We start from the raw sequence: 25,939 nt of genomic DNA, 5'->3' as shown, positions 1-25,939 counted from the left end.
TGATTGTAAAGAGACTCTATTCCAGGAGCCAGCGTTTTACCTATATTTACGCTGTGGCGGTAAAAGTGGGAAGCAAACGATAAACCGGCGCATCAGCGTGATTAAAATCACACAACGCGTGAAATATGGATCTCATGTTTCACTGCTTGTTTATTAAGATCACAGTTCCGTTTACACTTTCTGACACTTTTTGCCACCCGGTTCTCAACAGGTTCAGAACATGACAAACCGTAATCGTATTGGCCTCACCTGGATAAGCTTCTTCTCCTACGCGCTGACCGGCGCGCTGGTGATCGTTACCGGTATGGTGATGGGCGATATCGCCAAAGATTTCCAGATCCCCATCTCCAGCATGAGTAACACCTTCACCTTCCTGAACAGCGGCATCCTGGCGGCCGTTTTCCTCAACGCCTGGCTGATGGTCATCGTGCCGCTGAAGCGCCAGCTGATTTTTGGCTTCGTCCTGATGGTCCTGGCGATAATCGGCCTGATGACCAGTCGCGATCTGACGGTCTTTTCGCTCTGTATGTTCGTGCTGGGCGTGGTCAGCGGCATCACCATGTCGATCGGGACCTTCCTGATCACCCATATGTATGAAGGCCGTCAGCGCGGTTCCCGCCTGCTGTTTACCGACTCCTTCTTCAGCATGGCGGGCACGCTGTTTCCGGTGCTGGCAGGCATTCTGCTGGCGCGTCAGCTGCCCTGGTACTGGGTCTATGTCTGCATCGGCTTTATCTACGTCGCCATCTTCATCATGACGCTGTTCGTGGAGTTCCCGGTGCTGCGTAAGCCTGAGAACAGCCCGACGGTTGAGAAGGAAAAATGGGGTGTGGGCGTCCTGCTGCTGGCGGTGGCGGCACTCTGCTACATTCTGGGCCAGCTCGGTTTCATCTCCTGGGTGCCGGAATATGCCACCAAAGTCATGGGCATGAATATCGATGATGCCGGGCAGCTGGTCGGCAGCTTCTGGACCGCGTACATGGTCGGCATGTGGGCCTTCAGCTTCCTGCTGCGTTTCTTCGACCTGCAACGCATTCTGATGGTGCTGGCGGGTCTGGCGACCCTGCTGATGTACTGGTTCGTCAGCAGCAGCGATGCCGGAATGCTGAAATGGATCATCATGATTCTGGGCTTCAGCTCCAGCGCCATCTACACCACCATCATCACCCTGGGTTCACTGCAGACCAGAGTGGCCTCACCGAAGCTGGTGAACTTCATTCTGACCTGCGGCACCGTCGGCACCATGCTGACCTTTGTGGTGACGGCGCCTATCGTGGAGAAGAGTGGCGTGCACACCGCCCTGGCGACGGCGAACGCCCTCTACGCCGTGGTATTTGTAATGTGTGCCCTGCTTGGCTTTGTCAGCCGTCACCGTTCTCACGGTCACGTCATGCACTAATCTCTTCAGGGCGGCGGGATATCGCCGCCCTGCTGTTTAACGCCGGAAGTCCACGCGCTCCCGCTCCCGCCAGTAAATCTCACTCTCTGCCGGCTTCGTCTCTGCCACAACCCTGCCCTGACGCAGCGAATAGCGCACCGGAACCTGCCTTCTTACCGCATCAAAACCACTCTCCGCAGGCAGAATCACCAGGCTGGCGTCATGGCCGACCTCAATGCCGTAATCCGGCAGCTGCAGCGTTCTGGCGCTGTGGTGCGTAATCAGGTCCAGACCCGCATTGATCTGCTCATAGCCCATCAGCTGACAGACATGTAACCCCATATGCAGCACCTGCAGCATGCTGGCAGTGCCCAGCGGATACCAGGGGTCAAACACATCGTCGTGACCGAAGCAGACGTTAATTTCCGCCTCCAGCATCTCTTTTACCCGCGTGATGCCGCGCCGTTTAGGGTAGGTGTCAAAACGCCCCTGCAGATGGATATTGACCAGCGGGTTAGCGACAAAGTTGATGCCGGAGAGTTTCAGCAGCCGGAACAGCCGCGAGGTGTAAGCCCCGTTGTAAGAGTGCATCGCGGTGGTATGGCTGGCCGTCACCCGCGCCCCGTTGCCATCGCGATGCGCCAGCGCCGCCACGGTTTCAACGAAGCGCGACTGCTCATCGTCGATCTCGTCACAGTGCACGTCGATCAGCCGGTCGTAGCGGTTCGCCAGCGCAAAGGTTTTATGCAGCGATTCGACGCCATACTCGCGGGTAAATTCGAAATGCGGGATCGCGCCGACCCCATCCGCACCCAGCCGCAGCGCCTCCTCCAGCAGCGCTTCGCCGTTGGGATAGGAGAGGATCCCCTCCTGAGGGAAGGCGACAATCTGGATGGTGATCCAGGGCGCCATCTCCGCCTTCAGCTTCAGCATCGCCTTCAGGGCCGTCAGCGACGGATCGGAGACGTCGACGTGGGTGCGGACAAACTGGATGCCGTTAGCGATCTGCCACTTCAGCGTCTGCAGCGCCCGCTGTTTCACATCTTCATGGCTGAGCAGGGCTTTGCGCTCGGCCCAGCGCTCGATCCCCTCAAACAGGGTGCCGGACTGGTTCCAGGCCGGTTCGCCCGCCGTCTGGGTCGTGTCCAGATGGATATGTGGCTCAACAAAGGGCGCGCAGGCCAGGCCGCCCTCCCCATCCAGCGCCTGATCTGTCGCCGGGAGCGGCTGCGGCTGAGCGGAAAGCCGGGCAATTTTGCCGTCGGCGATGTCGATTTGCCACAACCCGTCCTGGCCGGGCAAACGCACGTTATTGATCCTGCCGGGTGACTGCATGGCTGATTCCTTCCTCGGTTAGCGGTGAGGTTAAAACTAGCACGATTCATACCAGGAACCGCAATGCAGGCTATTCAGCAGGTTAGCCGCATCTGACAAACTCAATGAAAATCAGACACCTACCTCTTAATGGGTATATGGCGCTGTGGTTGATGCATATCAATAAGCGTCAGAAACGGCGCGCTATTGTAGCCGCAGATATCGCAAATTTGAGGCAAAAATGAGCAAGCACAATGTCGTCGTTATCGGTAACGGCATGGTCGGCCACCGCTTCATCGAAGAGTTGCTGGAGAAAGCGGAACCCGACCAGTTTTCGCTGACCGTCTTTTGTGAAGAACCCCGCGTCGCCTACGATCGTGTCCATCTGTCCGCTTACTTCTCCCATCATACTGCTGAAGAACTGTCGCTGGTGCGGGAAGGCTATTACGACAAACATCAGGTCAGCCTGCTGCTGGGCGAGCGCGCCATCACCATTAACCGTGATGAGAAGCTCATTCACTCCAGCACCGGCCGCGCGGTGCACTACGACACGCTGATTTTTGCGACCGGCTCCTATCCGTGGATCCCGCCCATCAACGGGGCAGAGGGCAGCGACTGCTTTGTCTACCGCACCATCGAAGATCTCAACGCCATTGAAGCCTGCTCGCGCCGCTGCAAACGTGGTGCGGTGATTGGCGGGGGCCTGCTGGGGCTGGAAGCGGCAGGCGCACTGAAAAATCTGGGTATCGAAACCCACGTCATCGAGTTTGCCCCGGTGCTGATGGCGGAGCAGCTGGATCAGCAGGGCGGCGAACTGCTGCGTCGCAAGATCGAACAGATGGGCGTGCGGGTACACATCGGTAAAAACACCCGGCAGATTGTGCATCACGAGCACGGCGGCAAAACGCTGGCGTTTGCCGATGGCAGCGCGCTGGATGTCGATTTCATCGTCTTCTCCACCGGCATTCGTCCGCAGGACAAACTGGCAAAACAGTGCGGGCTGACCCTGGGGCCGCGCGGCGGCATCGCCATTGATGACCAGTGCCGCACCAGCGATCCCGATATCTACGCGATCGGCGAGTGCGCCGCCTGGCAGAATCGCGTCTACGGCCTGGTGGCTCCGGGCTATAAAATGGCGCAGGTCGCCAGCGACCACCTGCTGGGCCGCGATAATGCCTTTACCGGCGCAGACATGAGCGCCAGGCTGAAACTGCTGGGTGTCGATGTCGGCGGCATTGGCGACGCCCGCGGCACCACGCCCGGCGCGCGCAGCGTGGTCTGGCTGGATGAAGGCAAATCGGTCTACAAACGCCTGGTGATCAGCGAGGATCAGAAAACCCTGCTGGGTGCCGTGCTGGTGGGTGACACCCGCGACTATGGCAACCTGCTGCAGCTGGTGCTGAATGCGATTCCGCTGCCGGACAATCCGGAGGCGCTGATCCTGCCGGCGGGCAGCGGGGATAAGCCGGCGATCGGCGTCGATTCCCTGCCGGATAGCGCGCAGATCTGCTCCTGCTTCGACGTCAGTAAAGGCGACATCGTCAAGGCGGTTCAGGGCGGCTGTCACACCGTGGCGGCGCTGAAAAGCACGACCCGCGCGGGCACCGGCTGCGGCGGCTGTATTCCGCTGATTACCCAGGTGCTGAACAGCGAACTCAGCCGCCAGGGTATCGAGGTCACTAACCATCTCTGCGCCCATTTCGCCTGGTCACGTCAGGAGCTTTATCATCTGATTCAGGTGGAGGCGATCAAAACCTTCGATGAGCTGCTGGCCCGCTACGGTCAGGGTTACGGCTGTGAAATCTGCAAGCCTGCGGTGGGTTCGCTGCTCGCCTCCTGCTGGAATGAGTATGTGCTCGCCCCTCAGCATGCGCCGTTACAGGACAGCAACGACCTCTATCTGGGCAATATCCAGAAAGATGGCACTTATTCAGTGATCCCGCGTTCGCCCGGCGGTGAGATTACGCCGCAGGGCCTGAAGGCGATCGGTGAGGTCGCCGAACGTTATCGCCTCTACACCAAAATTACCGGCTCCCAGCGTATTGGTCTGTTTGGCGCGCAGAAAGATGACCTGCCTGCGATCTGGTCACAGCTGATCGACGCCGGATTCGAAACCGGTCAGGCCTACGCCAAGGCGCTGCGTATGGCGAAAACCTGCGTCGGCAGCGCCTGGTGTCGTTATGGCGTGGGCGACAGCCTTGGCTTAGGCGTGATGCTGGAGAACCGCTACAAAGGGATCCGGACGCCGCACAAGATGAAGTTTGGCGTTTCCGGCTGCACCCGTGAATGCGCGGAAGCCCAGGGCAAAGATGTCGGCGTGATTGCCACGGAAAAAGGCTGGAACCTCTACGTCTGCGGTAACGGCGGCATGAAGCCCCGCCACGGCGATCTGCTGGCGGCCGATCTGGATCAGCAGACGCTCATCACCTATCTCGACCGCTTCATGATGTTCTACATCCGCACCGCCGACCGTCTGCAGCGCACCTCGCTGTGGCTGGAGAGTCTGGAGGGCGGCATCGACTATCTGCGCAGCGTGATCGTGAATGACAGGCTCGGCCTCAACAGCCAGATGGAAGCGCAGCTGACCGCCCTGCGCGCCACGGCCCATTGTGAATGGAAAACCACGCTGGAAGATAAAGCGCATCTGACGCGCTTCGCCCACTTCATCAACTCATCACAGCGCGATCCTGATGTGCAGTGGGTCGCCGAGCGCGATCAGCATCGCCCGGCACGCGTCGATGAACGTATCGCTGTAACCCTGATTGAGGAGACCGAACGATGAGCCAGTGGAATCCGGTTTGCCCGCTGACGGAGATCCTGCCCGTCACCGGCGTCTGTGCGCTGGTCAAAGGGCAGCAGGTTGCGATCTTCCGCCCACGCGACGATGAGCAGCTCTATGCCCTCAGCAATATCGATCCCTTTGCCCATGCCAGCGTGCTGTCACGCGGCATTATTGCCGAACATGAGGGGACACTCTGGGTCGCCAGCCCGCTGAAAAAGCAGCGTTTTCGCCTCAGCGATGGCTACTGCATGGAGGATGAGACGCGCTCCGTGGCGGCCTGGCCGGTGCGGGTCAACGCCGGACAGGTAGAGGTCTGCCTGTAACGCCCTCAACAGCCCGCCTGCGCGGGCTTTTTAATAAGGACGCCTGATGGACTACTTTCCCCTGTTCTGCCGCCTGCAGGGCAGACGCTGCCTGCTGGTGGGCGCAGGTGACGTGGCGGAGCGAAAAGCCCGGCTGCTGCTGGCGGCCGGGGCCGATCTGTGGGTCGGCGCACCGGATTTCTCGCCCGCGTTCCGGCACTGGGCGCAGCAGCAGGCCGTGACGCTGCTGCACGGCCCTTTTGAGCCGCACTGGCTGACGGGCTGCTGGCTGGTGGTCGCGGCCACCAGCGACAACGCCGTGAATCAGCAGGTCGCTGACGCGGCGGAAAAGCAGCAGATCTTCTGCAATCTGGTGGATGCCCCGCAGCAGGCCAGCGCCATCATGCCTTCCGTCATCGACCGCTCACCGCTGATGGTCGCCGTCTCATCCGGCGGACGCGCGCCGGTGCTGGCCCGCCTGCTGCGGGAGAAGCTGGAGGCGATGCTGCCGCAGCATCTCGGCAAGCTGGCGCAGCGGGCAGGCGCCCTGCGCGACCGGGTAAAAACGCAGTTCGCCTCCCCATCTGGTCGTCGCCACTTCTGGGAGCGTTTTTTCAGCAGCGAGCGGCTGGCGCAGACGCTGGCGAACGGCGATGAGGATCGTGCCGCACAGATCACCGAGACGCTTCTGAGTGCCGATCCCGCCGTGCGCGGAGAAGTGGCGCTGGTGGGGGCCGGTCCGGGCGATGCCGGTCTGCTGACCCTGAAAGGCCTGCAGCTGATCCAGCAGGCGGATGTCATCGTCTATGACCGGCTGGTCTCGGATGCGATCCTGAATCTGGTGCGTCGCGATGCCGAACGCATTTTTGTCGGTAAGCAGGCCGGCTATCACTGCGTGCCGCAGGAGGCGATCAATCAGGTCCTCTGCGAACAGGCGCTGCGCGGTAAACGGGTGGTGCGGCTGAAAGGGGGCGATCCCTTTATTTTCGGACGCGGTGGCGAAGAGCTGGAGGCGCTGGCACAACAGCAGATCCCGTTCAGCGTGGTGCCCGGCATCACCGCCGCCTCCGGCTGTGCCGCCTACAGCGGTATTCCCCTGACCCACCGCAATCACGCGCAGAGCGTCAGGCTGGTGACCGGGCATCTGCAGAAAACGGGGTCTCTCGCCTGGCAGACCCTGGCGGCGGAGCGGCAGACGCTGGTGTTTTACATGGGTCTGACCCAGGCCGCAGAGATTCAGCAGCAGCTCATCACGCACGGTATGCGACGTGATATGCCGGTGGCGCTGGTGGAAAACGGCACCACGCCCCGTCAGCGCGTGGTGAGCGGAACACTCGGCGAGCTGGAAGCGCTGGCGGATCAGGTCGCCAGCCCCGCCCTGATGATTATCGGCAGCGTGGTCGCGCTGCGTGAGACGCTGCGCTGGTTCTGAGCCTGCAAAGAAAAACGGCGGGCATTCTGCCCGCCGTCCTGTCTGTCGACTCAGCCGTTACGGCATCGCAACAAAGCCCACCGCTTCATATACCTTCTTCAGCGTTTCCTGCGCCTGAGCGCGAGCTTTGGCCGCGCCATCACGCATCACCTGCTCCAGCAGCGCTTCATCGTTGCGGAAACGGTGATAGCGCTCCTGCAGCTCGGAGAGCATGCCGGAGACGGCATCCGCCACCGCGCCTTTCAGGTGGCCATACATCCTGCCTTCGAACTCCTGCTCCAGCTCGGCGATGGTTTTGCCGGTCACGCCCGACAGAATATCCAGCAGGTTAGAGACGCCCGCTTTCTCTTTGATGTCGTAACGCACGACAGGCGGCTCTTCAGAGTCGGTCACGGCGCGTTTAATCTTCTTCACCACCGCTTTCGGATCTTCCAGCAGGCCGATAACGTTGTTGCGGTTATCGTCAGACTTGGACATTTTCTTCGTCGGCTCCAGCAGCGACATCACGCGCGCGCCGGACTTCGGAATAAACGGCTCCGGCACCTTGAAGATCTCGCCATACAGCGCGTTGAAGCGATGCGCGATATCGCGGCTCAGCTCCAGATGCTGTTTCTGATCTTCGCCGACCGGCACCTGATGGGTCTGATACAGCAGGATGTCAGCCGCCATCAGCACCGGGTAGTCGAACAGACCGGCGTTGATGTTCTCTTCGTAGCGCGCAGATTTATCCTTGAACTGGGTCATGCGGCTCAGCTCACCGAAGTAGGCGTAGCAGTTCAGGATCCAGCTCAGCTGCGTGTGCTCCGGCACGTGCGACTGCACGAAGATGGTGCTTTTTTCCGGATCGATACCACAGGCCAGATAGAGCGCCAGCGTATCCAGCGTCGCCTTACGCAGTGCAGCAGGATCCTGACGCACAGTGATCGCATGCAGATCCACGATGCAGTAGATGCAGTGGAAATCATCCTGCATCTGCACCCACTGACGCAGTGCTCCCATGTAGTTGCCGATGGTCAGTTCGCCGGACGGCTGTGCGCCGCTGAAAACGATGGGTTTCATACTTAAGTCCTGATATTTACAGCCCCAGAGCGGGCAATAGTTCGTCGAAAGAGTCGAGGGTTAAATCGGGCTGGCTGGTGGCAATCGGCTCGCCATAGTTGTAGCCAAAGGTCAGGCCAACATGCGGAACGCCCGCCGCCTGCGCGGCCTGGATATCATTGCGGGAATCACCGATAAACAGCAACTCCTTCTGCAGCAGACCAAAGGTGCCCAGCACCTTAAAGATCGCCGCCGGATGCGGTTTTTTAACCGGCACATCGTCGCCACCGATAATCAGTGAAAACGCATCCTCAATACCCAGCGACGCGAGCAGCGGTGCCACAAACGGCGTCGGCTTGTTGGTGACAATCGCCATCGGCAGCCCGGCGGCTTTGAATGCGTCCAGCGTCTCCTTCACCTGCGGGAACAGCGTGCTGCCCGCCTCAACGGTGTCGGCGTAATGACGGTCAAACAGCGCCCGGGCATCACGCTGCTCCTCTGGCTGCGGCTCGCGGCCCAGCGCGAAGGTCAGCGCGCGGGCCATCATGATATCGGCACCGTTGCCAATCCAGGTTGACACACGCGCCAGGCCCGCCTGCGGCAGGCGAAGGTCGTTCAGCGTGCGGTCAATCGCATCGGCCAGGCCTGGCGCGCTATCGACCAGCGTGCCATCCAGATCGAACGCCAGCGCACGAATATCAGTGAAATGAGCCATTGGTCTTCTCCAGTTCGTTGCGCATATCGTCGATCACTTTTTTGTAATCGGGATGACCAAAGATGGCCGAGCCGGCCACAAACATATCCGCCCCCGCGGCCGCGATCTGGCCGATGTTGTCGATCTTGACGCCGCCATCCACTTCCAGACGAATGTCGTAGCCGCTCTGATCGATACGTCTGCGCGCTTCACGCAGCTTATCCAGCGTGCCGGGAATAAAGGACTGACCGCCAAAACCGGGGTTGACGGACATCAGCAGAATGATATCCAGCTTATCCATCACGTAATCGAGGTAGCTCAGCGGCGTGGCCGGGTTAAACACCAGGCCCGCTTTGCAGCCGTGCTCCTTGATCAGTTGCAGGGTGCGATCGACATGTTCGCTGGCTTCGGGATGAAAAGTGATATAGGTGGCGCCCGCTTTGGCGAACTCGGGGATGAGTGCATCCACCGGTTTCACCATCAGATGCACATCGATGGGGGCGGTGATGCCATAGTCGCGCAGGGCTTTCAGCACCATCGGCCCCATGGTCAGGTTAGGGACATAGTGGTTATCCATCACGTCGAAGTGAACCACGTCACCTCCGGCCGCCAGCGCTTTGGCCGTATCCTCGCCCAGGCGAGCGAAGTCTGCCGAAAGGATTGAAGGGGCCAGCAAATATTGTTTCATCCGATTCTCCCACTGTTGTGCGCCAGCCCTGCGGCTGGCGTAATGCGTTGGTCGCGGACGAAACAGACTAGCGATAAAGTGCCAGCAGTTCGTCGACCTTGGTGCGACCGGTTATGCTCCGGCTGATGGAACGCCGGGCTTTGACCACATGTAACACTGCATCCTGATACCACAAACGCGTCAGTGCAGTGTCGTGGTTGGAAATCAGTACCGGAATCCGGTGCTCCGATGACGAAATCTCTGCCGCCAGCGCCGCCAGATTCTCCTGCTCACGCAGGCTGAAGCTGTTGGTGTGGTAAGCCGTAAAATTAGCCGTCGCCGACAGCGGCGCATAAGGCGGGTCGCAATAGACCACCGATCCTTTACCGGCCCCTTTCAGGGTAACATCGTACGATTCACAGACAAACGTCGCTTTCTGTGCACGCTCAGCAAACCATAACAGTTCTGCTTCCGGAAAGTAGGGTTTGCGATAGCGGCCGAACGGGACGTTGAATTCACCCCGCAGGTTATAGCGGCACAGGCCGTTGTAACAGTGACGGTTCAGATAGAGGAACAGCAGCGCACGCTGATAAGCGTCCGTGCTGGTATTGAATTCGGTGCGGTGCTGGTAATAACAGAGTTCGTTGTTATTTTCTGGCGTGAACAGCCGCTGCGCATCGCGGATAAAGTCCGACGTGCGCGTTTTAACGATGTTGTAGAGATTAATCAGATCACTGTTGATATCGGCAAGATGATAGCGATCAAATTCAGTGTTCAGAAACACCGAACCTGCACCAACAAATGGCTCGACCAGACAGTCGCCCTGCGGCAGATGGCGATGGATCTCTTCTACTAAGGGAAATTTTCCCCCTGCCCATTTCAGGAAAGCGCGATTTTTTTTCATGCTGTCGTGGTTATTACATCTTATTGTGAGGCTGTGGCTGAACCGACAGCAGATCTGCGCTTTAAACGGGGCCAGCGAGTGGCCCCACATCCGCTATTGGCTGGCTTCTTTTTTCACCTGGCTGACGGGTTTCACCCATGGGTTTTTCGCACGCACATCTGCAGGCAGTGAGGCCACCGCCCGCTTAGCATCCGCTGGCGTCGCGTAGGAGCCACTGACCAGCACATACCACGGCTGACCGCTGCGGGTGGTTTTGTAGACGTGATAGCCACTCAGGTTCTGCTGCTTCGCCCAGGCGTTCAGGCTTTCCGGCTTCGACGCGCCGCTCAGCTGCAGCGTGTAGCTACCGCCTGGCAGGGATTTGCTGGCCGTACCGCTACCGGCAACGGACGTAGCAGGTGCAGAGGTGGCTGGCGTCCGCGCGGGCGTCGTGTGTGTTCTGCTGTCACGGGTCGCCGGCTTCGACGCGGTGGCCGTTTTGTGCGATGACTCGTGCGCGGGACGGGCCGCTGTACTGGTCCGGTTTGGCGTCTGGCGGCTCGGTGCGGTAACCGGGTTAGCTGCGGTGCCGGATGTGCCCGCCGTGCCGCTGACGGTCGCAGGCGCGGTGGGCAGAGAGCTGCCCCCCTGCGAGCCCATCGCAGCGGTATCGACCTGCTGCTGCTGATTCGTCAGCGCACTGTTGAGATCGCCCGGCAGCGTCACACGCTGCTGATTCGCGGGCGCATCAACCGGTGCCGCCTGCGTCGGCGTAGAAGCCACTGGCGGCATGGAGATGTCGCGCTGCGCGTCAGAGCCGCTGTTTGCGCCGGTCGCCGGGCTGTTTTCGGTCGTGGCCGGGCTGTTCTGCGCACCAGACATGGATGAAGAGCCGGTCAGATCGATATTTTTCTCGCTGCCAGAACCGCCACCCGCCGCCGGCGCATTCGCCGCCGTGGTGGATTTCTTCTCATCCGGGCCATTCAGTGCCGATCCAATGCCCAGCACCAGTAACAGCAGGACCAGGATCCCGACACCCATCATGATACGCTGGCGCGAAACCGGTAGTCTGGCTGCGGTAGACGACTTACGAGGGCGCGAGGGACGGCGGTCGCTGGCGTCAGGTTTTAACTCGTCTTCCGGTTTAAACTCATCCATTTTGCCTCCTCCGTAAAGCGGCATTCCGCACTGCGCACCCTGCGCGCCGCGTCACCACTCAACTGCTTAATCTCAGGGTTGCTGACAATCGTTAATTGCAGCCAGCACCATATCATGTGCCACGCCGCCACGCACTTCAGAGCGGCCAATCGACAGCGGCAGTATCAGCCGCAGTTCGCCCGCCAGAACTTTTTTATCGCGCATCATGTGCGGCAGGTACATCTCCGCACGCATCGCCTGCGGCCCGTGCACCGGTAAACCGGCGCGCCGTAACAGGGCGATAATGCGTTCGGTCTCTTCCGCACTGAACTGCCCCAGACGTTCCGCCGTGCGCGCCGCCATCACCATACCGGCAGCAATCGCTTCGCCATGCAGCCAGTTGCCATAGCCCATATGGGCTTCAATCGCATGACCAAAGGTATGGCCCAGATTGAGCAACGCCCGCTGACCGTTTTCACGCTCATCGGCTGCCACCACTTCCGCTTTCAGCTCACAGCAGCGACGGATGCAGTAGGCCAGCGCCTGGGTATCCAGCGCCAGCAGCGCATCCAGGTTCTGCTCCAGCCACTGGAAAAACGCGCCATCGAGGATGATGCCGTACTTGATCACTTCAGCCAGACCGGACGCCAGTTCGCGTGCAGGCAGCGTCTGCAGACAGGTTGTATCGATCACCACCGACGCGGGCTGATAAAACGCGCCGATCATGTTTTTGCCCAGCGGATGGTTAACGGCCGTTTTGCCGCCAACCGACGAGTCCACCTGCGACAGTAAGGAGGTCGGCACCTGAATAAAGCGGACACCACGCTGATAGCTGGCCGCAGCAAAACCGGTCAGATCGCCAATGACGCCGCCGCCTAAGGCGACAAGCGTCGTATCACGACCGTGCGGTTTTTGCAGAAGTGCGGTAAAGACCTGATCCATCACGGCCAGCGTTTTATACTGCTCGCCGTCGGGTAAGATCACCTGATCCACATTGACCCCTGCCGCTGTCAGCTGCGCTATCAGCGGGTCAAGATAGAGCGGAGCCAGCGTCTGGTTTGTCACCACCATGGCGTTTTCGCCCGCCTTCAGCGGCCAAAAAGAAGCCGGATCGTTAAACAGTCCGGCGGCGATAGTGATGGGGTAACTGCGTTCCCCCAGTGAGACGGTGATCTTCTCCATGATGCCCGATACCTGTTAAAAAGCCTTCGAACGTTGGATCAACTTTTTTCCAACATGTGGATAATCTGATTCGCCACCACTTTTGCACTCTGATCATCGGTGCGGATGGTGACATCGGCGATCTCTTCGTAAAGCGGATTACGTTCACCAGCCAGCGCTTCGAGCACTTCACGCGGCGGCGAATCCACCTGCAGCAACGGACGTTTTTTGTCACGCTGGGTGCGCGCCAGCTGCTTCTCGATGGTGGTTTCAAGATAAACCACAACACCGCGGGCGGAGAGACGATTACGCGTTTCCCGGGATTTGACGGAACCCCCGCCTGTCGCCAGGACGATGCCTTGCTTCTCGGTCAGTTCGTTAATGATTTTTTCTTCGCGATCGCGAAAGCCAGCTTCGCCTTCGACATCAAAAACCCAGCCCACATCCGCTCCGGTGCGTCGCTCAATTTCCTGATCGGAATCGAAGAACTCCATGTTGAGTTGCTGAGCCAACTGACGGCCAATAGTGCTTTTGCCGGCACCCATCGGCCCAACCAGAAAGATATTGCGTTTCTCTGCCATTTTGTCGGTATTACTAAGAATTCGTTAATGATACCCCGCGTTCAGCATTTGCTGGCGGGACAGGAACTGAGACCTCATGAGCGTTAGCAAGAGTCAGATGAAAAATTATCTCAACACTCAAGGCTGTTTGGCAACCGATTATATTGCCTTCAGCACATCCATTTCTGGATTGGCCTGTGTTCGCGAAACTGTAACGCGCCAGCGCTGCGTCTTTACAACGCGGCTTACAGAGGAGTTTACTAATCTGCTTGCCAGGATTTACCGGGCATAGACGGTTACACCGTATTGAAAATCGCTAAACCTTGTAAGCTAATTCCTCTCCGGCGTCAACGCGGATGGCCTTCAGGAACACATTTTCCGTTTTATCCACCCGTAAGCGCTGATTCCCTGACCAATCGTGGCGTAATGAAGATGACCAGCTCTCTTTTTTTGCGCTGTTCCGTCTGCTGGCGAAACAGCCCGCCAATCAGCGGCACCTTTCCCAGCAGCGGCACCTGATTCTGCCCGCGCGAACGCTGCTGCTGAAAGATACCCCCTAACGCCAGTGTTTGCCCGTCGCTGACCGTGACCTGAGTCTCAATTTCCTGTTTATCAATGGATAATATGTCGCTGTCGCCGGTCCGGATGGTGCGACCCGGCATATTCTGACTGATATGGATTTTCAGCTGAATGCGGCCACTGCCGGAGATAACGGGCGTGACCTCCATGCCCAACACCGCCTCTTTAAACTCGATGCTGGTCGCGCCGCTGTTCCCGGCCGAGACGGCATAGGGGATTTCGGTGCCCTGCTTAATCGAGGCGGTCTGCTGATGTGAGGTAAAGAGACGCGGGCTGGCGATGATTTCGATCTGGTTCTCCTGCTCCAGCGCACTGAGTTCCAGATCCAGCAGCGCGCCGCCGATGCGCGACAGCGCGATCCCCACGCTGACGCCCGGTGAACTCACCGCCAGTGGAATAGCGAGCCGGGGATGATGCAGGCTGTCAGTCACCGCTGCCTCATCCGCCTGCAGGCCCCACTTCACCCCCAGCTCCTGCAGATGCTCTTCGCTGATGGTCACAATGTGCGCCGCAAGCTCAATCTGATCCAGCGGCCGATCCAGCGCCCGTATCCAGCGCTCTGTCTCTTTTAATGCGGCCGCCGTATCGCGCAGCAGCAGTGCATTGGTGCGTTTGTCGATCGTCACGCTCCCGCGCGGGCTCATCAATGACTGCCGTTCGCGCAGCAGACTGGCGTGAACCTCGCTGGCACTGGCAGAGTACAACCGCACGCTACGTTGCTGCAGCGGGCGCTGCTGTAATGCCTCCTGCTGCTCGGCCTGACGCGCCAGTTGCTGCGCCTTCTGCCAGCTTGCCGGATAGACCATCAGGACATTGTCCTGTTCGATCAGCGTCAGGTTTGCCATGCGCGCCACCAGATCCAGCGCCTGATGCCAGGGCACCGTATCCAGCCGCAGCGACAGCGTTCCCTCTACCTCCGGCGCAATCATCAGGTTGATCTGCTGATAGTCCGCCAGCGCCTGCAGAATACGTGTGACCGGCGCATGGTCAAACGTCAGGCTGAGCGGCTCCTCATCGGCGGCGTAAACCGGCAGCAGGCTGCTCAGGGCCAGCAGCAGCAGGGCTATCCTTGTCATGCACTCCTCCTTTTAAATAGAGCCGGGTCTGTTGGGCCTCGCAGCTCTGCGGCACCACAAGGGTGATGCTGTGACGGCGAATATCAGCCGGCTGCCAGGGCGCAACGGGAAAGGGTTTGCCGCTGCGGGCCATCACGCTCTCACCCTGCGGGGTCAGCAGCCAGGCGCGATAGTGCGCCTCGCGTCCGACAATCCCCTGCAGCCGCCAGCCGGTCAGCGGTGCGACGGCTGCCCTGCAGATCGACGCCGCGACAGGCCGGAACGGATCCCGCGCCAGCGCGCCGCCAGCGCAGAGCAGCAGAATCAGCAGGCTATGGCGCATCGTCAGGTTCCAGCCAGAGCTGCGCCACCAGAAACGACTGTTGTGCGCGCAGCTGGAAGTGGTGCGGAAAAGGCGCGGCACCGTCGGCAAGCTCAGCGAACAGCGTCTGAAACGCGGGCCACTGCAGATGCAGCGTCAGCGTGCGTGAGGCCGCATCGGGCTGCCACGCCTCAAGCTGATGATGACGCGCCGCCAGAATCGCGTCGATGGCCCTGCCCGGTTCGGGCCTGGCGTGCTGCAGGGCCTGCAGTTGCGCCTGCAACTGCGCACCAGGGGGATGCTGCTGCCACTGCTGCTGGCGCTGCTGCAGGGTGCGGGTTAACTGCGCCAGCGCCTGCTGTTCCGCAATCAGCGCCTGCTGCCGGGGCCGTAACCCTGCGAAGCCGACGATCAGCAGCAGGCCGGCAGCGCCGATCGCGAGCAGCCCGTAGCGTGGAAGAGCGGCCATCTGCCACCAGCGATCCCACCACTCACTCATCGTTCCCCTCCCGCAAACGCAGCCGCAGCGAAAACTGATAGCGGCCATCAGGCTGACGCTTAACGCCGCCCTGCTTCACCTGGTCAAACAGGGCGACGGTTGTTAACCCCTGCCGGAACTGCCGGATCGCCACCATATCCTGCGCCCTCCCCTCCAGGGTCAGATGCTGGTCGCGCTTCTCCAGCCAGGTCAGCCACGCGCTGTCGGGCAACAGCGCGGGTAAAGCCAGCCAGAACCGCTGCCAGGCCGCCAGCTGCGCCCGCGCTCTGCGCTGCTTCGCCTGCTGCTTCTGCACCACCGCGAGCTGCGCCAGTAACGCGTTCTGCTCCGCCAGCTGCTTTGCCAGGTGATCCAGTGCCTGCTGCTGCGCGCCCGCAGCCTGCGCCACACCCTGACGCGCCTGCTCAATACGCCAGACCTGCTGCATGACCGCCAGCAACAGGCTGAGGGTGACCAGCACCAGTACTACGAGGCTCTGTCGCTGCTGCCGCCGCTGACGTCGCTGCCGCCAGGGCAGCAGATTGACCGCCTCGTTCACCGATCCTCTCCGCGCAGCGCCAGTCCGGCAGCCAGCGCAAACGCGCCCGGATTCTCCGGCAGAGGCGGCTGTTGATAGCGGAACAGACTAAAGGGGGAAAACAGGATGGCATCCGCAGGCAGTGGTGCTTCATCGGCTGCGCACCAGGCGACGGCGGGCGCGTCAGGGAAGGCCTGCAGAAGGGCATCGGGCGAGGCGAACTCTGCGCTATCAGCAGCGGTCTGCGCATCGCTCCAGAGCCAGCGCTCATCCTGATGCAGGGCCAGCACCGCGCCCGGCGGCCATGATGCCTGACGCACCAGCCGCCTGAGCGCGTCGGTCGTGAGTTCAAAAACCTGCGGCATTAACCCCGCCTGCAACAGGGGCGCGGTCCACTGATCGATGATCTCCAGTCGTGCCGCCGTCACGCAGAGCTGACCGCCCCGGGCATCCGGGCGATAATCCAGCGCCAGCGCGGCAGGCTCCAGCGGGAAGAGGCGGCGGGCGGCCGCCCGCACGAAGTGTCCCAGTGCCGGCTCCTTCAGGGGCTGCGCAGGCAGCGGGATCTGACGCTGCAGCACCAGCCGGGCGGGCAGTGCGACCCGCAGCGAGTAGCGACGCGGCAACCGCTGACGCCAGGCGCTTAAGGCCGCCACTAATTCAGGTGAAGATTGCAGCACGCCGTTTCTTAACGTATCTTGCGGCAGCCGCTGCTGCCACCAGTGGCGTAGCTGCCAGCCATCACGACGAGGCTGGAGGGCCAGGGCGCAAATCTGCCTATTCTGAATATCCAGCCCAATTTGCCAGGTATGAAAAGCCATCCGCGCGATCTCCTTATCGTCCGGGAAAATGGACATATCAAAGCGTCTGGCTTGCCTTTATACTACCGCGCGGTTGTTTATAAACTGCTCAAACGACAACAGATGGGAAATTCCAGGTGAAGTTCGTAAAGTATTTATTGATCCTTGCAGTGTGTTGCATCCTGTTGGGAGCTGGCTCGATTTATGGTTTATACAAATACATAGAGCCGCAGCTGCCTGACGTCAACACGCTGAAAGATGTGCGTCTGCAGACCCCTATGCAGGTTTACAGCGCCGATGGCGATCTGATCGCCCAGTATGGCGAGATGCGCCGTATTCCTTTGACGCTGCAGCAGGTTCCTCCGGTGATGGTAAAAGCGTTTATCGCCACCGAAGACAGCCGTTTTTATGAGCACCACGGCGTGGATCCGGTGGGGATTTTCCGTGCGGCCAGCATTGCGCTGGTCTCCGGTCATGCCTCCCAGGGTGCCAGTACCATTACGCAGCAGCTGGCCCGTAACTTCTTCCTGAGTCCGGAACGCACCCTGATGCGTAAAATAAAGGAAGCGTTTCTGGCGATCCGCATTGAGCAGCTGCTGAATAAAGATGAGATCCTTGAGCTTTACCTGAACAAGATCTATCTGGGCTACCGGGCTTACGGCATCGGGGCCGCCTCGCAGGTCTATTTTGGTAAGCCGGTTGACCAGCTGTCGCTGAGTGAAATGGCGATGATCGCCGGTCTGCCGAAAGCCCCTTCGACCTTTAACCCGCTTTACTCGCCGAGCCGTGCCCTGTCGCGCCGCAACGTCGTGCTGGCACGTATGCTGGATCAGCATTACATCACCCAGCAGCAGTATGACGAAGCCCGCAACACGCCGCTGGTCGCGAAGTATCACGGACCGGAAATCGCCTTCTCTGCGCCCTATCTCAGCGAGATGGTACGCCAGGAGATGGTGAAGCGTTACGGTGACAATGCCTATACCGACGGCTACAAGGTCTACACCACCGTGACCCGTCGCCTGCAGGAAGCCGCTCAGACATCAGTGCGCAACAACGTCATGGCCTACGATATGCGTCATGGCTATCGCGGTCCGACGCGCGTGCTGTGGAAAGTGGGCGAGCCTGCCTGGGATCAGACAAAGATTGAGAACACGCTGAAGACGCTGCCGGTCTATGGCCCGCTCCATCCGGCCGTGGTCACCGAAGCGCGCAGCGATGAAGCGACGGTGATGCTGAAAGATGGCAGCAACGTGTCGCTGGCGCTAGCCGGGGTTCGCTGGGCGCGTCCTTATAAGTCCGACACCGTGCAGGGGCCAACGCCGAAAAGCGTGACGCAGGTTCTGCAGGCCGGCCAGCAGATTTGGGTACGCAAAGTCGGTGACGACTGGTGGCTCGGCCAGGTGCCGGATGTCAACTCGGCGCTGGTTTCACTCGATCCTGATGATGGTGCAGTGCGCGCGCTGGTGGGCGGTTTTGCCTTTAACCAGAGCATGTTTAACCGTGCAACCCAGGCGCTGCGCCAGGTCGGTTCTAACATCAAGCCGTTCCTCTACACCGCGGCAATGGATCGCGGGTTAACGCTCGCCTCGATTCTTAACGATGTGCCGATCTCCCGCTGGGATGCCGGTGCCGGTGCGGACTGGCGTCCCAAGAACTCACCGCCAACCTATGATGGTCCGATTCGTCTGCGTCAGGGTCTGGGTCAGTCGAAAAACGTGGTGATGGTGCGTGCGATGCGTGCGATGGGCGTGGATTACGCCGCAGAGTATCTGCAGCGCTTTGGTTTCCCGGCGCAGAACATCATTCACACCGAGTCACTGGCGCTGGGCGCCGCCTCGTTCACTCCGTTACAGGTGGTACGCGGCTACTCCGTGATGGCGAACGGTGGCTTCCTGATCGATCCCTACTTCATCACGCGGATCGAGAACGAACAGGGCAACATCGTGTTCGAAGAGAAACCGAAGATCGCCTGTCCACAGTGCAATCTGCCGGTGATCTACGGTGAAACCAAGAAAGCGCTGGCGCTGAACGAAGAGAGCGTTGAAAACGTCGCGGCCTCAGACGCGAACCAGAATCAGGCGGTGCCTCAGCCTGCGCTGGAGCAGGTGCCGGCTCAGGCCCAGCAGGGCGGTCAGGCGTATGCGCCTCACGTTATCAACACCCCGCTCACCTTCCTGATCAAGAGCGCGCTGAACAGTAATATCTTCGGCGAACCGGGCTGGATGGGAACCGGCTGGCGTGCCGGCCGCGACCTTAAGCGTAATGATATCGGCGGTAAAACCGGTACCACCAACAGCTCGAAAGATGCCTGGTTCTCCGGTTACGGCCCGGGTGTGGTGACCTCGGTCTGGATCGGTTTCGACGATGCGCGCCGCGATCTGGGCCGCAGCACGCTCTCCGGTGCCATTCCCGATCAGATTTCGGGCTATGAAGGCGGCGCGAAGAGTGCGCAACCGGCGTGGGATGAGTTTATGAAGAGCGCGCTGGAAGGCGTTCCGGTGCAGCCGTTAACGCCACCGGAAGGCGTGGTGACGGTCACCATCGACCGCAGCACCGGTAAGCTGGCCAACGGTGGCGGTAATACCCGTCAGGAATATTTCATCAATGGCACCCAGCCGACCGAATATTCGGTGCATGATGTGGGCACCACCATCATGGATAATGGCGAGAGTCACGAGCTGTTCTGATGTAACCGCTGACGTGTGAAATAACCCAAGCCGATCGCTGTGACGATCGGCTTTTTTTTGCCTGGCGATTGCCGCGCGCAGCATCAGGAAAAGAGGAGCAAGTTTCCCATCGCTGCCCGCGTTTTTCCTGCCGACGGCGACGCATACCGGATAAGGGCTGGCTTTCTGCTGGCGGGATCGGTGGGGGTTCAGTGACAGGCGTCAGGCAGAAAAAGCAGAGATTCAGCAGCGTCACGCATAAAAAAATGCCGCCCACCTTCGTGACCGGCATTTTTTCAGCCTTATGTTATAAGGCAACGGGCGTCCTGCTTATTCGCGCATCTCACAAGCAAGTCAGGCGCATTTTATTATAGTGCTGAAAATCGCGTTTCCCTGGTGCCAGCGGATAAAACAGATTGCATGGCAACTCAATACGCCGGACCAGCATAATAGTTACCGCTTCGTATAACAGGGGGGATATTGGCTCTTGCGCCTCGCTTTTTATCGTGATAAGAAACCTGTCGAATTGCTCTTATTTAATTATTCGCGGAAACTGTTTATATATGGAAATTAAAATTGGCGATGTGCCTGACCAGAAAAGTGAAGAATATATTATTCAGCAGCTCTGGCAGCATAATAGTGGTTTCGCTGACATCAATATGAAAACATTGAATGTTATTTTGTATGATGATGAAAAAAATATTCAGGGTGGCCTGTTAGCGCATACCTGGTGCGGCACGCTCGATATCCACTATTTCTGGATAGCGGAAGCGCAGCGCATGCATGGCACAGGGCGTCAGATGATGCAGGCAGCGGAAGAGGAAGCGCGCAACCGGCACTGTCATATGGCAGTGGTAGATACACTGAGCTTCCAGGCTCGCGGTTTCTACGAGAAATTAGGTTATCGCGTGTATGGCGAACAGGAAGGCTATGCAGAGCGCTACGCGCGCTACTATCTGGCAAAACGATTATAATCTGAATCATTTCAGCGAGGTGCCATGGATAGCCCCTACCGTAGTATCGATGAATTTATCGCCCCATTCGCCACAACAATGGATCTGTTACCGACCCCGTGGGGATTTAAGGATGCGACTTCACAGCATCTTTATATGAATGAAGCGGCCAGAAAGTACACGGCGACGCCTGAAAATTATCGCTTAGAGGGAAAAAAGGATAATGAATTTCCTACCCCCTGGAGCGATTGTGCCGATCAGTTCTGCGAGCACGACCAGCAGGCTGAAGCGGCTAAAGGCAGTGTCGCCGTGATTGAAACGCATTACTGGTACGGTAATAACTACCTCTCCCCTTTTATCAGCGAAAAATACCCGGTGTTCGACCACAATAAGCAGCTGCTGGGCTGTATCTGGAATGCGCGCCCGGTCGATAATCTCTCCGCGATGCGCTTTATCGATCAAAAGAAGGCGTCCGTGCTGACCACGCGGCTGGCGCATCCGCTGTTTACCTCCGCCGAACTGGATGTCATCTTCCTGCTGCTGCGGCGGTTCAATGCCAAAGAGATTGCGCGTATCTATAACCTCAGCGTCAAAACCATCAGCAACCGCATCACGACGCTTTATCAGAAAGCCGGGGTGCATTCGCTTCAGCAATTTGAGAGCTACTGCTATGCAGAATCGCTGGAAAGTTATCTGCCGGAACGCTTTCTCAGCGCTGGCGTTATTTTTATTTAAACCGGTAAGGAAACCCTGTAGTGAGTAAATTTGACGATTATCCCCTGAGTCGCGTGCCTGAAAACAAACGACTTTCGCTGCTCAGCGTCGCGATTGTGCACATGGGGATGCTGACGGCGCTGGACCAGTTTATGCTCGGTGCGGTGCTGGGCAACGGAATGTCCACGGGGGAAGCCTTTACCGCGATTACCCTGGCGAGTCTGCTGTTCGGTGTGCTGACGTTTGCGCTCGGCTATGCCGGGATGCGCGAAGGCCTGCCCGGCAGCCTGCTGGCGCGCTGGTGCGGTTTTGGCCGTCACGGTTCGGTGCTGATTGGTCTGCTGGTGGCGGTCAGCCTGCTGGGCTGGTTCGGCATTCAGAATGCGGTCTTCGCCCGGTCGCTGAGCTATGCGCTGGACGGTAAACTCAGTTTCGCCGAAGCGGCGGCGCTGTCGGGGGGTGTCCTGACTCTGCTGGTGACCTTTGGCTTCCGGGCGCTGCGGTTTACCGCCCGCATTGCCGTTCCCCTCTTTATTGCGCTGGTGGGCTGGATTTTCTGGCACGCCTTCCACGGTCAGGCTGGCCCTGTTGCTCAACCCGCAGTGGCGGCCGACCCCATTACCGTCAGCGCGGCGATTACCATGGTGATTGGCGGCGCGATCCTGGCCAGCCTGATGACGCCGGATCTGACCCGTTTCTCACGCAACGGCAGGGATGTGTTCGCCATTACGCTGCTGACTATTCTGGCGGGTGAATATGGGATCAATGGCCTGGCGATTCTGGTCGCCAGAGAGCTACAGACCTCCGACATCATCGCCATCATTACGCAGACCACCAGCACCCTGGGGTTGTTCGCGGTGGTCTTTTCTACCCTGCGCGTCAACGATCTGAATCTCTACTCCTCCACGCTGGGCATCACTAATGCCATTGAGGGCGTGACGGGCTACAAGCCGCGCTATCAGGTGATTACGCTGCTGCTGGGGATACTCGGGACACTCTGTTCGATTCTGGGGATCCTCGACCGGTTCGTCGATTTCCTGGAGCTGCTGGGTGTGGTCTTCCCGCCGGTGCTGGGGGTAATGATTATTGATTACTACGTGCTGAAAACCAGCCGCCAGACGCTTGCGCTGGGCCGCGCAGAGAATGCCCTGCCGCCCGTTTCGGCGTCGATCGGCTGGCCGGCGCTGATCGCCAGCCTCGCAGGCGCGGCCACCGGCCTGTTTATCGAGCGCGGCGTACCGGTCTTCAACTCGTTAATCGTCGCCTGCCTGATTTATCTGGTCGCGGCGCCCCTGTTCCGGCGGTTATCGGCGCGGCAGGCAGGCGCGCTGACGGACTGATTCCGTGCTTTCTCTGCTGATTGCGCCGGCTGCCGGCTGGCGCAATCAGTAACTCAGTCGTCCCTGTCTGACCAGCCATTCGCGGGCCATAAACAGCGCACTGACGTTGCGCGCCTCGCGGAAATCGGGCTCTGCCAGCAGAGACAGCATATCGCTCAGCGGCCAGCGGTGAACAATCAGCGGCTCCGGCTCATCCCCTTCCAGCCTCTCAGCATACAGCCCTTCCGCCACCACAATGTTCATTTTGCTGGAGAAATAGGAGGGGGCCAGCGTGAGTTTGCCCAACGTCGTCAGATCGCGCGCGCCAAAACCGACCTCTTCCTTCAGTTCACGCACGGCGGCTTCGTTGACGGTTTCTCCGGCATCGATCAGCCCTTTCGGGAAACCAAGTTCATAGGTTTCCAGTCCGACGGCGTATTCCTGAATCAGGATCAGATGATCGTCGATAATCGGCACAATCATCACGGCTTCCCGTTCTGAGGGCTTCATACGCTCATAAACGCGACGCGCGCCATTACTGAAGGCCAGGTCGACCGATTCAATCGTGAATAACCGCGAACGCGCCACGGCGGTGATATTGAGGATGTCAGGTTTTTTTGGAATTTTCATATCAGCCTCAAAATTATTCTGCGCCTCCTGGCGGGCGTAAATTAGCATACCTAACCACAGGCAATTGTGCGACAGTCAGACAAGGGCGTCATCGTTACATAGATTCTGACGATTGAATAACAGCCTTTAGTTATCAGTTAAGACTAAATTTGCATTAGTCAATATGCTGCGATAAGTTTCAGATAATACCGATATTTAATCCAGTCTGAGCCGGTTACCATTCGGACAAGGCATGGTTTAACAAATGCTAATCAGATATACGCTGGCACTATTTCATCAGATGCCTGACACCTCGGGGTTATATAATCTTCCGCTGTGCCGCGCTGACCGTGCGCATAACCGGGAGCGTAAGTTAAAAGTGAAGGCAGCATTTTGGCTGAGTTGAGCAGAGCATGAGCACAATCTTTACGATCCTGGCCATAGTGCTGACCTGTTCAATCCTGGCAGGTATTGGGTTCTGGTACGCTATGCGGCATCGCCCGCCGTTGGCGAAGCCACTGCCATTTATCAGTCCGCCCTGCCGTAAACTCTCTGCTCAGGAGCGCGAAGCCGTCGACAAGTATGTCGCCGCGCTGGAAAAGCAGTCCCGCACCTCGGTTACCACCGACAAACGCAGGACATCGGAGCGTCTGACGCTGACGGCGCAGAGCAACAATGTCTATCCGGTTACCCGGGCGATTACCCGCTACGGCCTCTCAACTGACGACCCACACAAATGGCGCTACTACCTGGATGAAGTTGAAGTTCATCTGCCGCCGCTGTGGGAGCAGTACATCACCGACGAAAACTACGTCGAGCTGATCCGTACCCAATCCATTCCGCTGGTGATCTCGCTGAACGGCCACTCGCTGGCCGACTACGCCGTGGATCAGCAGTCGCTGCCGACGCTGATGCGTCCGATGTCGACCAACGCCTCAATCCGCAAGGCGGAAACGGAAAACATCGAGCTGCTGAAGGTGCGCAAAGAGACGCCAGAAGAGTACCGGCTGTCGCGTCCCGACGGCACGCGTGAAGCGGTGACGATCTCCCTGGCCTTTTTACTGTTCTTCTTCAGCCTGCTCGTGCCTGCCACCCTGATGATCTGGCTGGTGCTGACCGGAACCGTGATGATTGCGGCCAGCCTGTGGCTGCTCTATCGCGTTCCCGGCGAGCGCGGCCTGCGCGATATCCACTGTCTGCGCGGCGCGCCGAAACGCTGGGGTCTGTTCAGCGAATCAAACCAGGAGCAGAGCAACATCACCCTGGGAATTATCGACCTCGCCTATCCGCCGCACTGGCAGCCTTATGTCGCCCACGATCTCGGTCAGATTACCGACGTGGAGATCTACCTTAATCGTCAGGTGGTGCGTCAGGGCCGCTTCCTGTCGCTGCAGGATGAAGTGAAAAACTTTCCGATCCAGCGCTGGCGGAAAAACGTGGTGCTGGCCTGCGGGTCGCTGATGGTGCTGACGATGCTGGTCACCTGGATCCCGCTCAGCATGCCGGTGAAACTGAGCCTGGCCTGGGCCAGAGGCACTGACAGCCTGGAAGTCAGCAGCGTCGATAAACTCAGCGGTGTGGCCCTGAACATCGGCGACAGCCTGAAAGTCAGCGGCACTGGGATGTGTTCGGTGCCGGATAACTATCAGAGCAACCGCAGCTACGCCTATATGCCGTTTGACTGCTCGGCGGTCTACTGGAACAACGCCACGCCGCTGCCACAGCCTCAGTCGGATATTATCGATAAAGCCTCGGCGCTGCTGGAAACCACCACAAAGCAGCTGCATCCGGAAACCAATACCGACCCCAAACTGAACCCGCAGCTGGCTTCGGCGATTCAGAAGTCCGGCATGATCCTGCTGGATGATTTCTCCGATCTGGTAATGAAGACGCAGGATCTCTGTAATCAGCCGCAGGATTGTATGCGCCTGAAGAATGCGCTGGTGAATCTGGGCAACGCCAAAGACTGGGAAGCGCTGATGCGCCGGGCGGACTCCGGCCAGCTCAACGGCATGAATGTGCTGCTGCGCCCGGTCAGTGCGGAAGCGCTGGAAAATCTGGTGAATACCGCCACCTCGACCTTCTTCTTCCGCGAAACCCGCCGGGCGGCCGAGAATCTTAACAGCCCGCCGCCGGGTGGCTTCCTGATCGTCAGCGACGAGGGACGTCAGCTGGTGAATCAGCCTCAGCCAACCGTGTCGCTGTTCGACCTCGATCCGCCTTCTCAGTGGCGCGAGCTGCAGCGTCTCTCCGCCATGCTGCTGCACACGCCTTTCAGCGCCAGCGGCATCATCACCAGCATCTCAACCGATGCCAACGGCACGCGTCATATCGCGCTGCACAACGAGCCGGATGCCATGGCGCAGTGGCGCTATCTGGGCACCGTTTTGCTGCTGCTGGTGCTGCTGATCTGCGGCGTGTTTAACGGGCTGCTGGCACTGCGCCGTATGCACCGCAACCGCCAGCGCATGATCGATATCCAGCAATATTACGACAAGTGCTTCAACCACAACCTCGGAACTTTACAGGGCGTGCGCTCAATATTCTGAGCCCTGCCC

Annotated in this window: 23 protein-coding genes; 9 read left to right on the top strand and 14 right to left on the bottom strand. The window is 59.2% G+C overall.

All coding sequences use genetic code 11. The annotated features are described in order from the left end of the window. The first annotated feature begins 220 nt into the window (after positions 1–220). Positions 221–1,399: an MFS transporter TsgA gene (tsgA, locus tag J1C59_RS01875; protein ID WP_128085334.1), complete on the top strand. Its 1,179-nt coding sequence runs from the start codon at positions 221–223 to the stop codon at positions 1,397–1,399. A 36-nt stretch (positions 1,400–1,435) separates the two neighbouring features. Here tsgA and J1C59_RS01870 read toward each other — a convergent pair whose 3' ends face one another. Further along, entirely contained in the window at positions 1,436–2,713 is a 1,278-nt protein-coding gene (locus tag J1C59_RS01870) for a cytosine deaminase (protein ID WP_140917375.1), read from the bottom strand. A gap of 220 nt (positions 2,714–2,933) precedes the next feature. Between J1C59_RS01870 and nirB the strand changes: the two genes are divergently transcribed. The 3 genes from nirB to cysG are packed head-to-tail and all read left to right on the top strand — an operon-like array spanning position 2,934 to position 7,208. Next, positions 2,934–5,474, top strand: coding sequence for a nitrite reductase large subunit NirB (gene nirB, locus J1C59_RS01865; RefSeq protein WP_128085335.1), 2,541 nt, complete (start codon positions 2,934–2,936; stop codon positions 5,472–5,474). After that, positions 5,471–5,797 (top strand): nitrite reductase small subunit NirD, encoded by a 327-nt coding sequence (nirD, locus tag J1C59_RS01860; protein ID WP_128085336.1) that lies wholly within the window; start codon positions 5,471–5,473, stop codon positions 5,795–5,797. Before nirB ends, nirD begins: the two co-directional genes overlap by 4 nt. A gap of 46 nt (positions 5,798–5,843) precedes the next feature. Continuing rightward, on the top strand, positions 5,844–7,208 hold the full coding sequence (gene cysG / locus J1C59_RS01855) for a siroheme synthase CysG (protein ID WP_140917376.1): 1,365 nt from the start codon (positions 5,844–5,846) through the stop codon (positions 7,206–7,208). A gap of 57 nt (positions 7,209–7,265) precedes the next feature. Here cysG and trpS read toward each other — a convergent pair whose 3' ends face one another. The 12 genes from trpS to pilM form a co-directional block, all read right to left on the bottom strand. Then, the gene (gene trpS / locus J1C59_RS01850; protein WP_111139722.1) at positions 7,266–8,267 is read right to left on the bottom strand and encodes a tryptophan--tRNA ligase; all 1,002 of its coding nucleotides are present in this window, start codon (positions 8,265–8,267) and stop codon (positions 7,266–7,268) included. 16 nt (positions 8,268–8,283) lie between these two features. Further along, entirely contained in the window at positions 8,284–8,961 is a 678-nt protein-coding gene (locus tag J1C59_RS01845) for a phosphoglycolate phosphatase (RefSeq protein ID WP_128086476.1), read from the bottom strand. Continuing rightward, positions 8,945–9,628 carry a ribulose-phosphate 3-epimerase gene (rpe, locus tag J1C59_RS01840; RefSeq protein WP_128086475.1) on the bottom strand — a complete coding sequence of 228 codons (684 nt, stop codon included), beginning with the start codon at positions 9,626–9,628 and terminating at the stop codon, positions 8,945–8,947. The genes J1C59_RS01845 and rpe overlap by 17 nt, the downstream gene beginning before the upstream one ends. Positions 9,629–9,695: 67 nt before the next feature. After that, positions 9,696–10,511 (bottom strand): adenine-specific DNA-methyltransferase, encoded by an 816-nt coding sequence (dam, locus tag J1C59_RS01835; protein ID WP_140917377.1) that lies wholly within the window; start codon positions 10,509–10,511, stop codon positions 9,696–9,698. Between the two features lie 93 nt (positions 10,512–10,604). Then, a complete protein-coding gene (locus J1C59_RS01830; protein WP_128086473.1) occupies positions 10,605–11,648 on the bottom strand; it encodes an SPOR domain-containing protein in 1,044 nt (347 codons plus the stop codon). Positions 11,649–11,720: 72 nt separating this feature from the next. Continuing rightward, a complete protein-coding gene (gene aroB, locus J1C59_RS01825) occupies positions 11,721–12,809 on the bottom strand; it encodes a 3-dehydroquinate synthase (RefSeq protein ID WP_128086472.1) in 1,089 nt (362 codons plus the stop codon). Between the two features lie 38 nt (positions 12,810–12,847). Beyond that, the gene (gene aroK / locus J1C59_RS01820) at positions 12,848–13,369 is read right to left on the bottom strand and encodes a shikimate kinase AroK (RefSeq protein WP_003852989.1); all 522 of its coding nucleotides are present in this window, start codon (positions 13,367–13,369) and stop codon (positions 12,848–12,850) included. 362 nt (positions 13,370–13,731) lie between these two features. After that, positions 13,732–15,003, bottom strand: a complete 1,272-nt coding sequence (gene hofQ / locus J1C59_RS01815; RefSeq protein ID WP_128086470.1) for a DNA uptake porin HofQ — start codon at positions 15,001–15,003, stop codon at positions 13,732–13,734. Beyond that, positions 14,939–15,325: a DNA utilization family protein gene (locus J1C59_RS01810; protein WP_140917378.1), complete on the bottom strand. Its 387-nt coding sequence runs from the start codon at positions 15,323–15,325 to the stop codon at positions 14,939–14,941. Before J1C59_RS01810 ends, hofQ begins: the two co-directional genes overlap by 65 nt. Beyond that, the gene (locus J1C59_RS01805; protein ID WP_128086469.1) at positions 15,315–15,803 is read right to left on the bottom strand and encodes a HofO family protein; all 489 of its coding nucleotides are present in this window, start codon (positions 15,801–15,803) and stop codon (positions 15,315–15,317) included. The genes J1C59_RS01810 and J1C59_RS01805 overlap by 11 nt, the downstream gene beginning before the upstream one ends. Then, a complete protein-coding gene (locus J1C59_RS01800; protein WP_140917379.1) occupies positions 15,796–16,341 on the bottom strand; it encodes a PilN domain-containing protein in 546 nt (181 codons plus the stop codon). The genes J1C59_RS01805 and J1C59_RS01800 overlap by 8 nt, the downstream gene beginning before the upstream one ends. After that, positions 16,338–17,141 carry a type IV pilus biogenesis protein PilM gene (gene pilM, locus J1C59_RS01795; RefSeq protein ID WP_140917380.1) on the bottom strand — a complete coding sequence of 268 codons (804 nt, stop codon included), beginning with the start codon at positions 17,139–17,141 and terminating at the stop codon, positions 16,338–16,340. Before pilM ends, J1C59_RS01800 begins: the two co-directional genes overlap by 4 nt. 116 nt (positions 17,142–17,257) lie before the next feature. Here pilM and mrcA point away from each other — a divergent pair, with 116 nt between their 5' ends. The 4 genes from mrcA (at position 17,258) to J1C59_RS01775 (ending at position 22,793) form a co-directional block, all read left to right on the top strand. Continuing rightward, a complete protein-coding gene (gene mrcA, locus J1C59_RS01790) occupies positions 17,258–19,807 on the top strand; it encodes a peptidoglycan glycosyltransferase/peptidoglycan DD-transpeptidase MrcA (RefSeq protein WP_128085762.1) in 2,550 nt (849 codons plus the stop codon). A 542-nt stretch (positions 19,808–20,349) separates the two neighbouring features. Beyond that, entirely contained in the window at positions 20,350–20,760 is a 411-nt protein-coding gene (locus J1C59_RS01785; RefSeq protein WP_128085761.1) for a GNAT family N-acetyltransferase, read from the top strand. A gap of 24 nt (positions 20,761–20,784) precedes the next feature. After that, positions 20,785–21,474, top strand: coding sequence for a helix-turn-helix transcriptional regulator (locus J1C59_RS01780; RefSeq protein WP_128085760.1), 690 nt, complete (start codon positions 20,785–20,787; stop codon positions 21,472–21,474). A 20-nt stretch (positions 21,475–21,494) separates the two neighbouring features. After that, positions 21,495–22,793: a cytosine permease gene (locus J1C59_RS01775; RefSeq protein ID WP_128085759.1), complete on the top strand. Its 1,299-nt coding sequence runs from the start codon at positions 21,495–21,497 to the stop codon at positions 22,791–22,793. A gap of 45 nt (positions 22,794–22,838) precedes the next feature. On the opposite strand, the gene nudE is transcribed toward J1C59_RS01775, so the two are convergent. Further along, on the bottom strand, positions 22,839–23,402 hold the full coding sequence (nudE, locus tag J1C59_RS01770) for an ADP compounds hydrolase NudE (RefSeq protein ID WP_140917381.1): 564 nt from the start codon (positions 23,400–23,402) through the stop codon (positions 22,839–22,841). Positions 23,403–23,794: 392 nt separating this feature from the next. Between nudE and J1C59_RS01765 the strand changes: the two genes are divergently transcribed. Further along, positions 23,795–25,930: an intracellular growth attenuator family protein gene (locus J1C59_RS01765; protein WP_128085758.1), complete on the top strand. Its 2,136-nt coding sequence runs from the start codon at positions 23,795–23,797 to the stop codon at positions 25,928–25,930. Positions 25,931–25,939: the final 9 nt, after the last annotated feature.

The sequence above is a fragment of the Pantoea deleyi genome (assembly GCF_022647325.1).
GTDB classification, from domain to species: Bacteria; Pseudomonadota; Gammaproteobacteria; order Enterobacterales; family Enterobacteriaceae; genus Pantoea; species Pantoea deleyi.
Note: the sequence above shows the minus strand (reverse complement) of the source record. Positions and strands in the feature narration are given on the sequence as shown.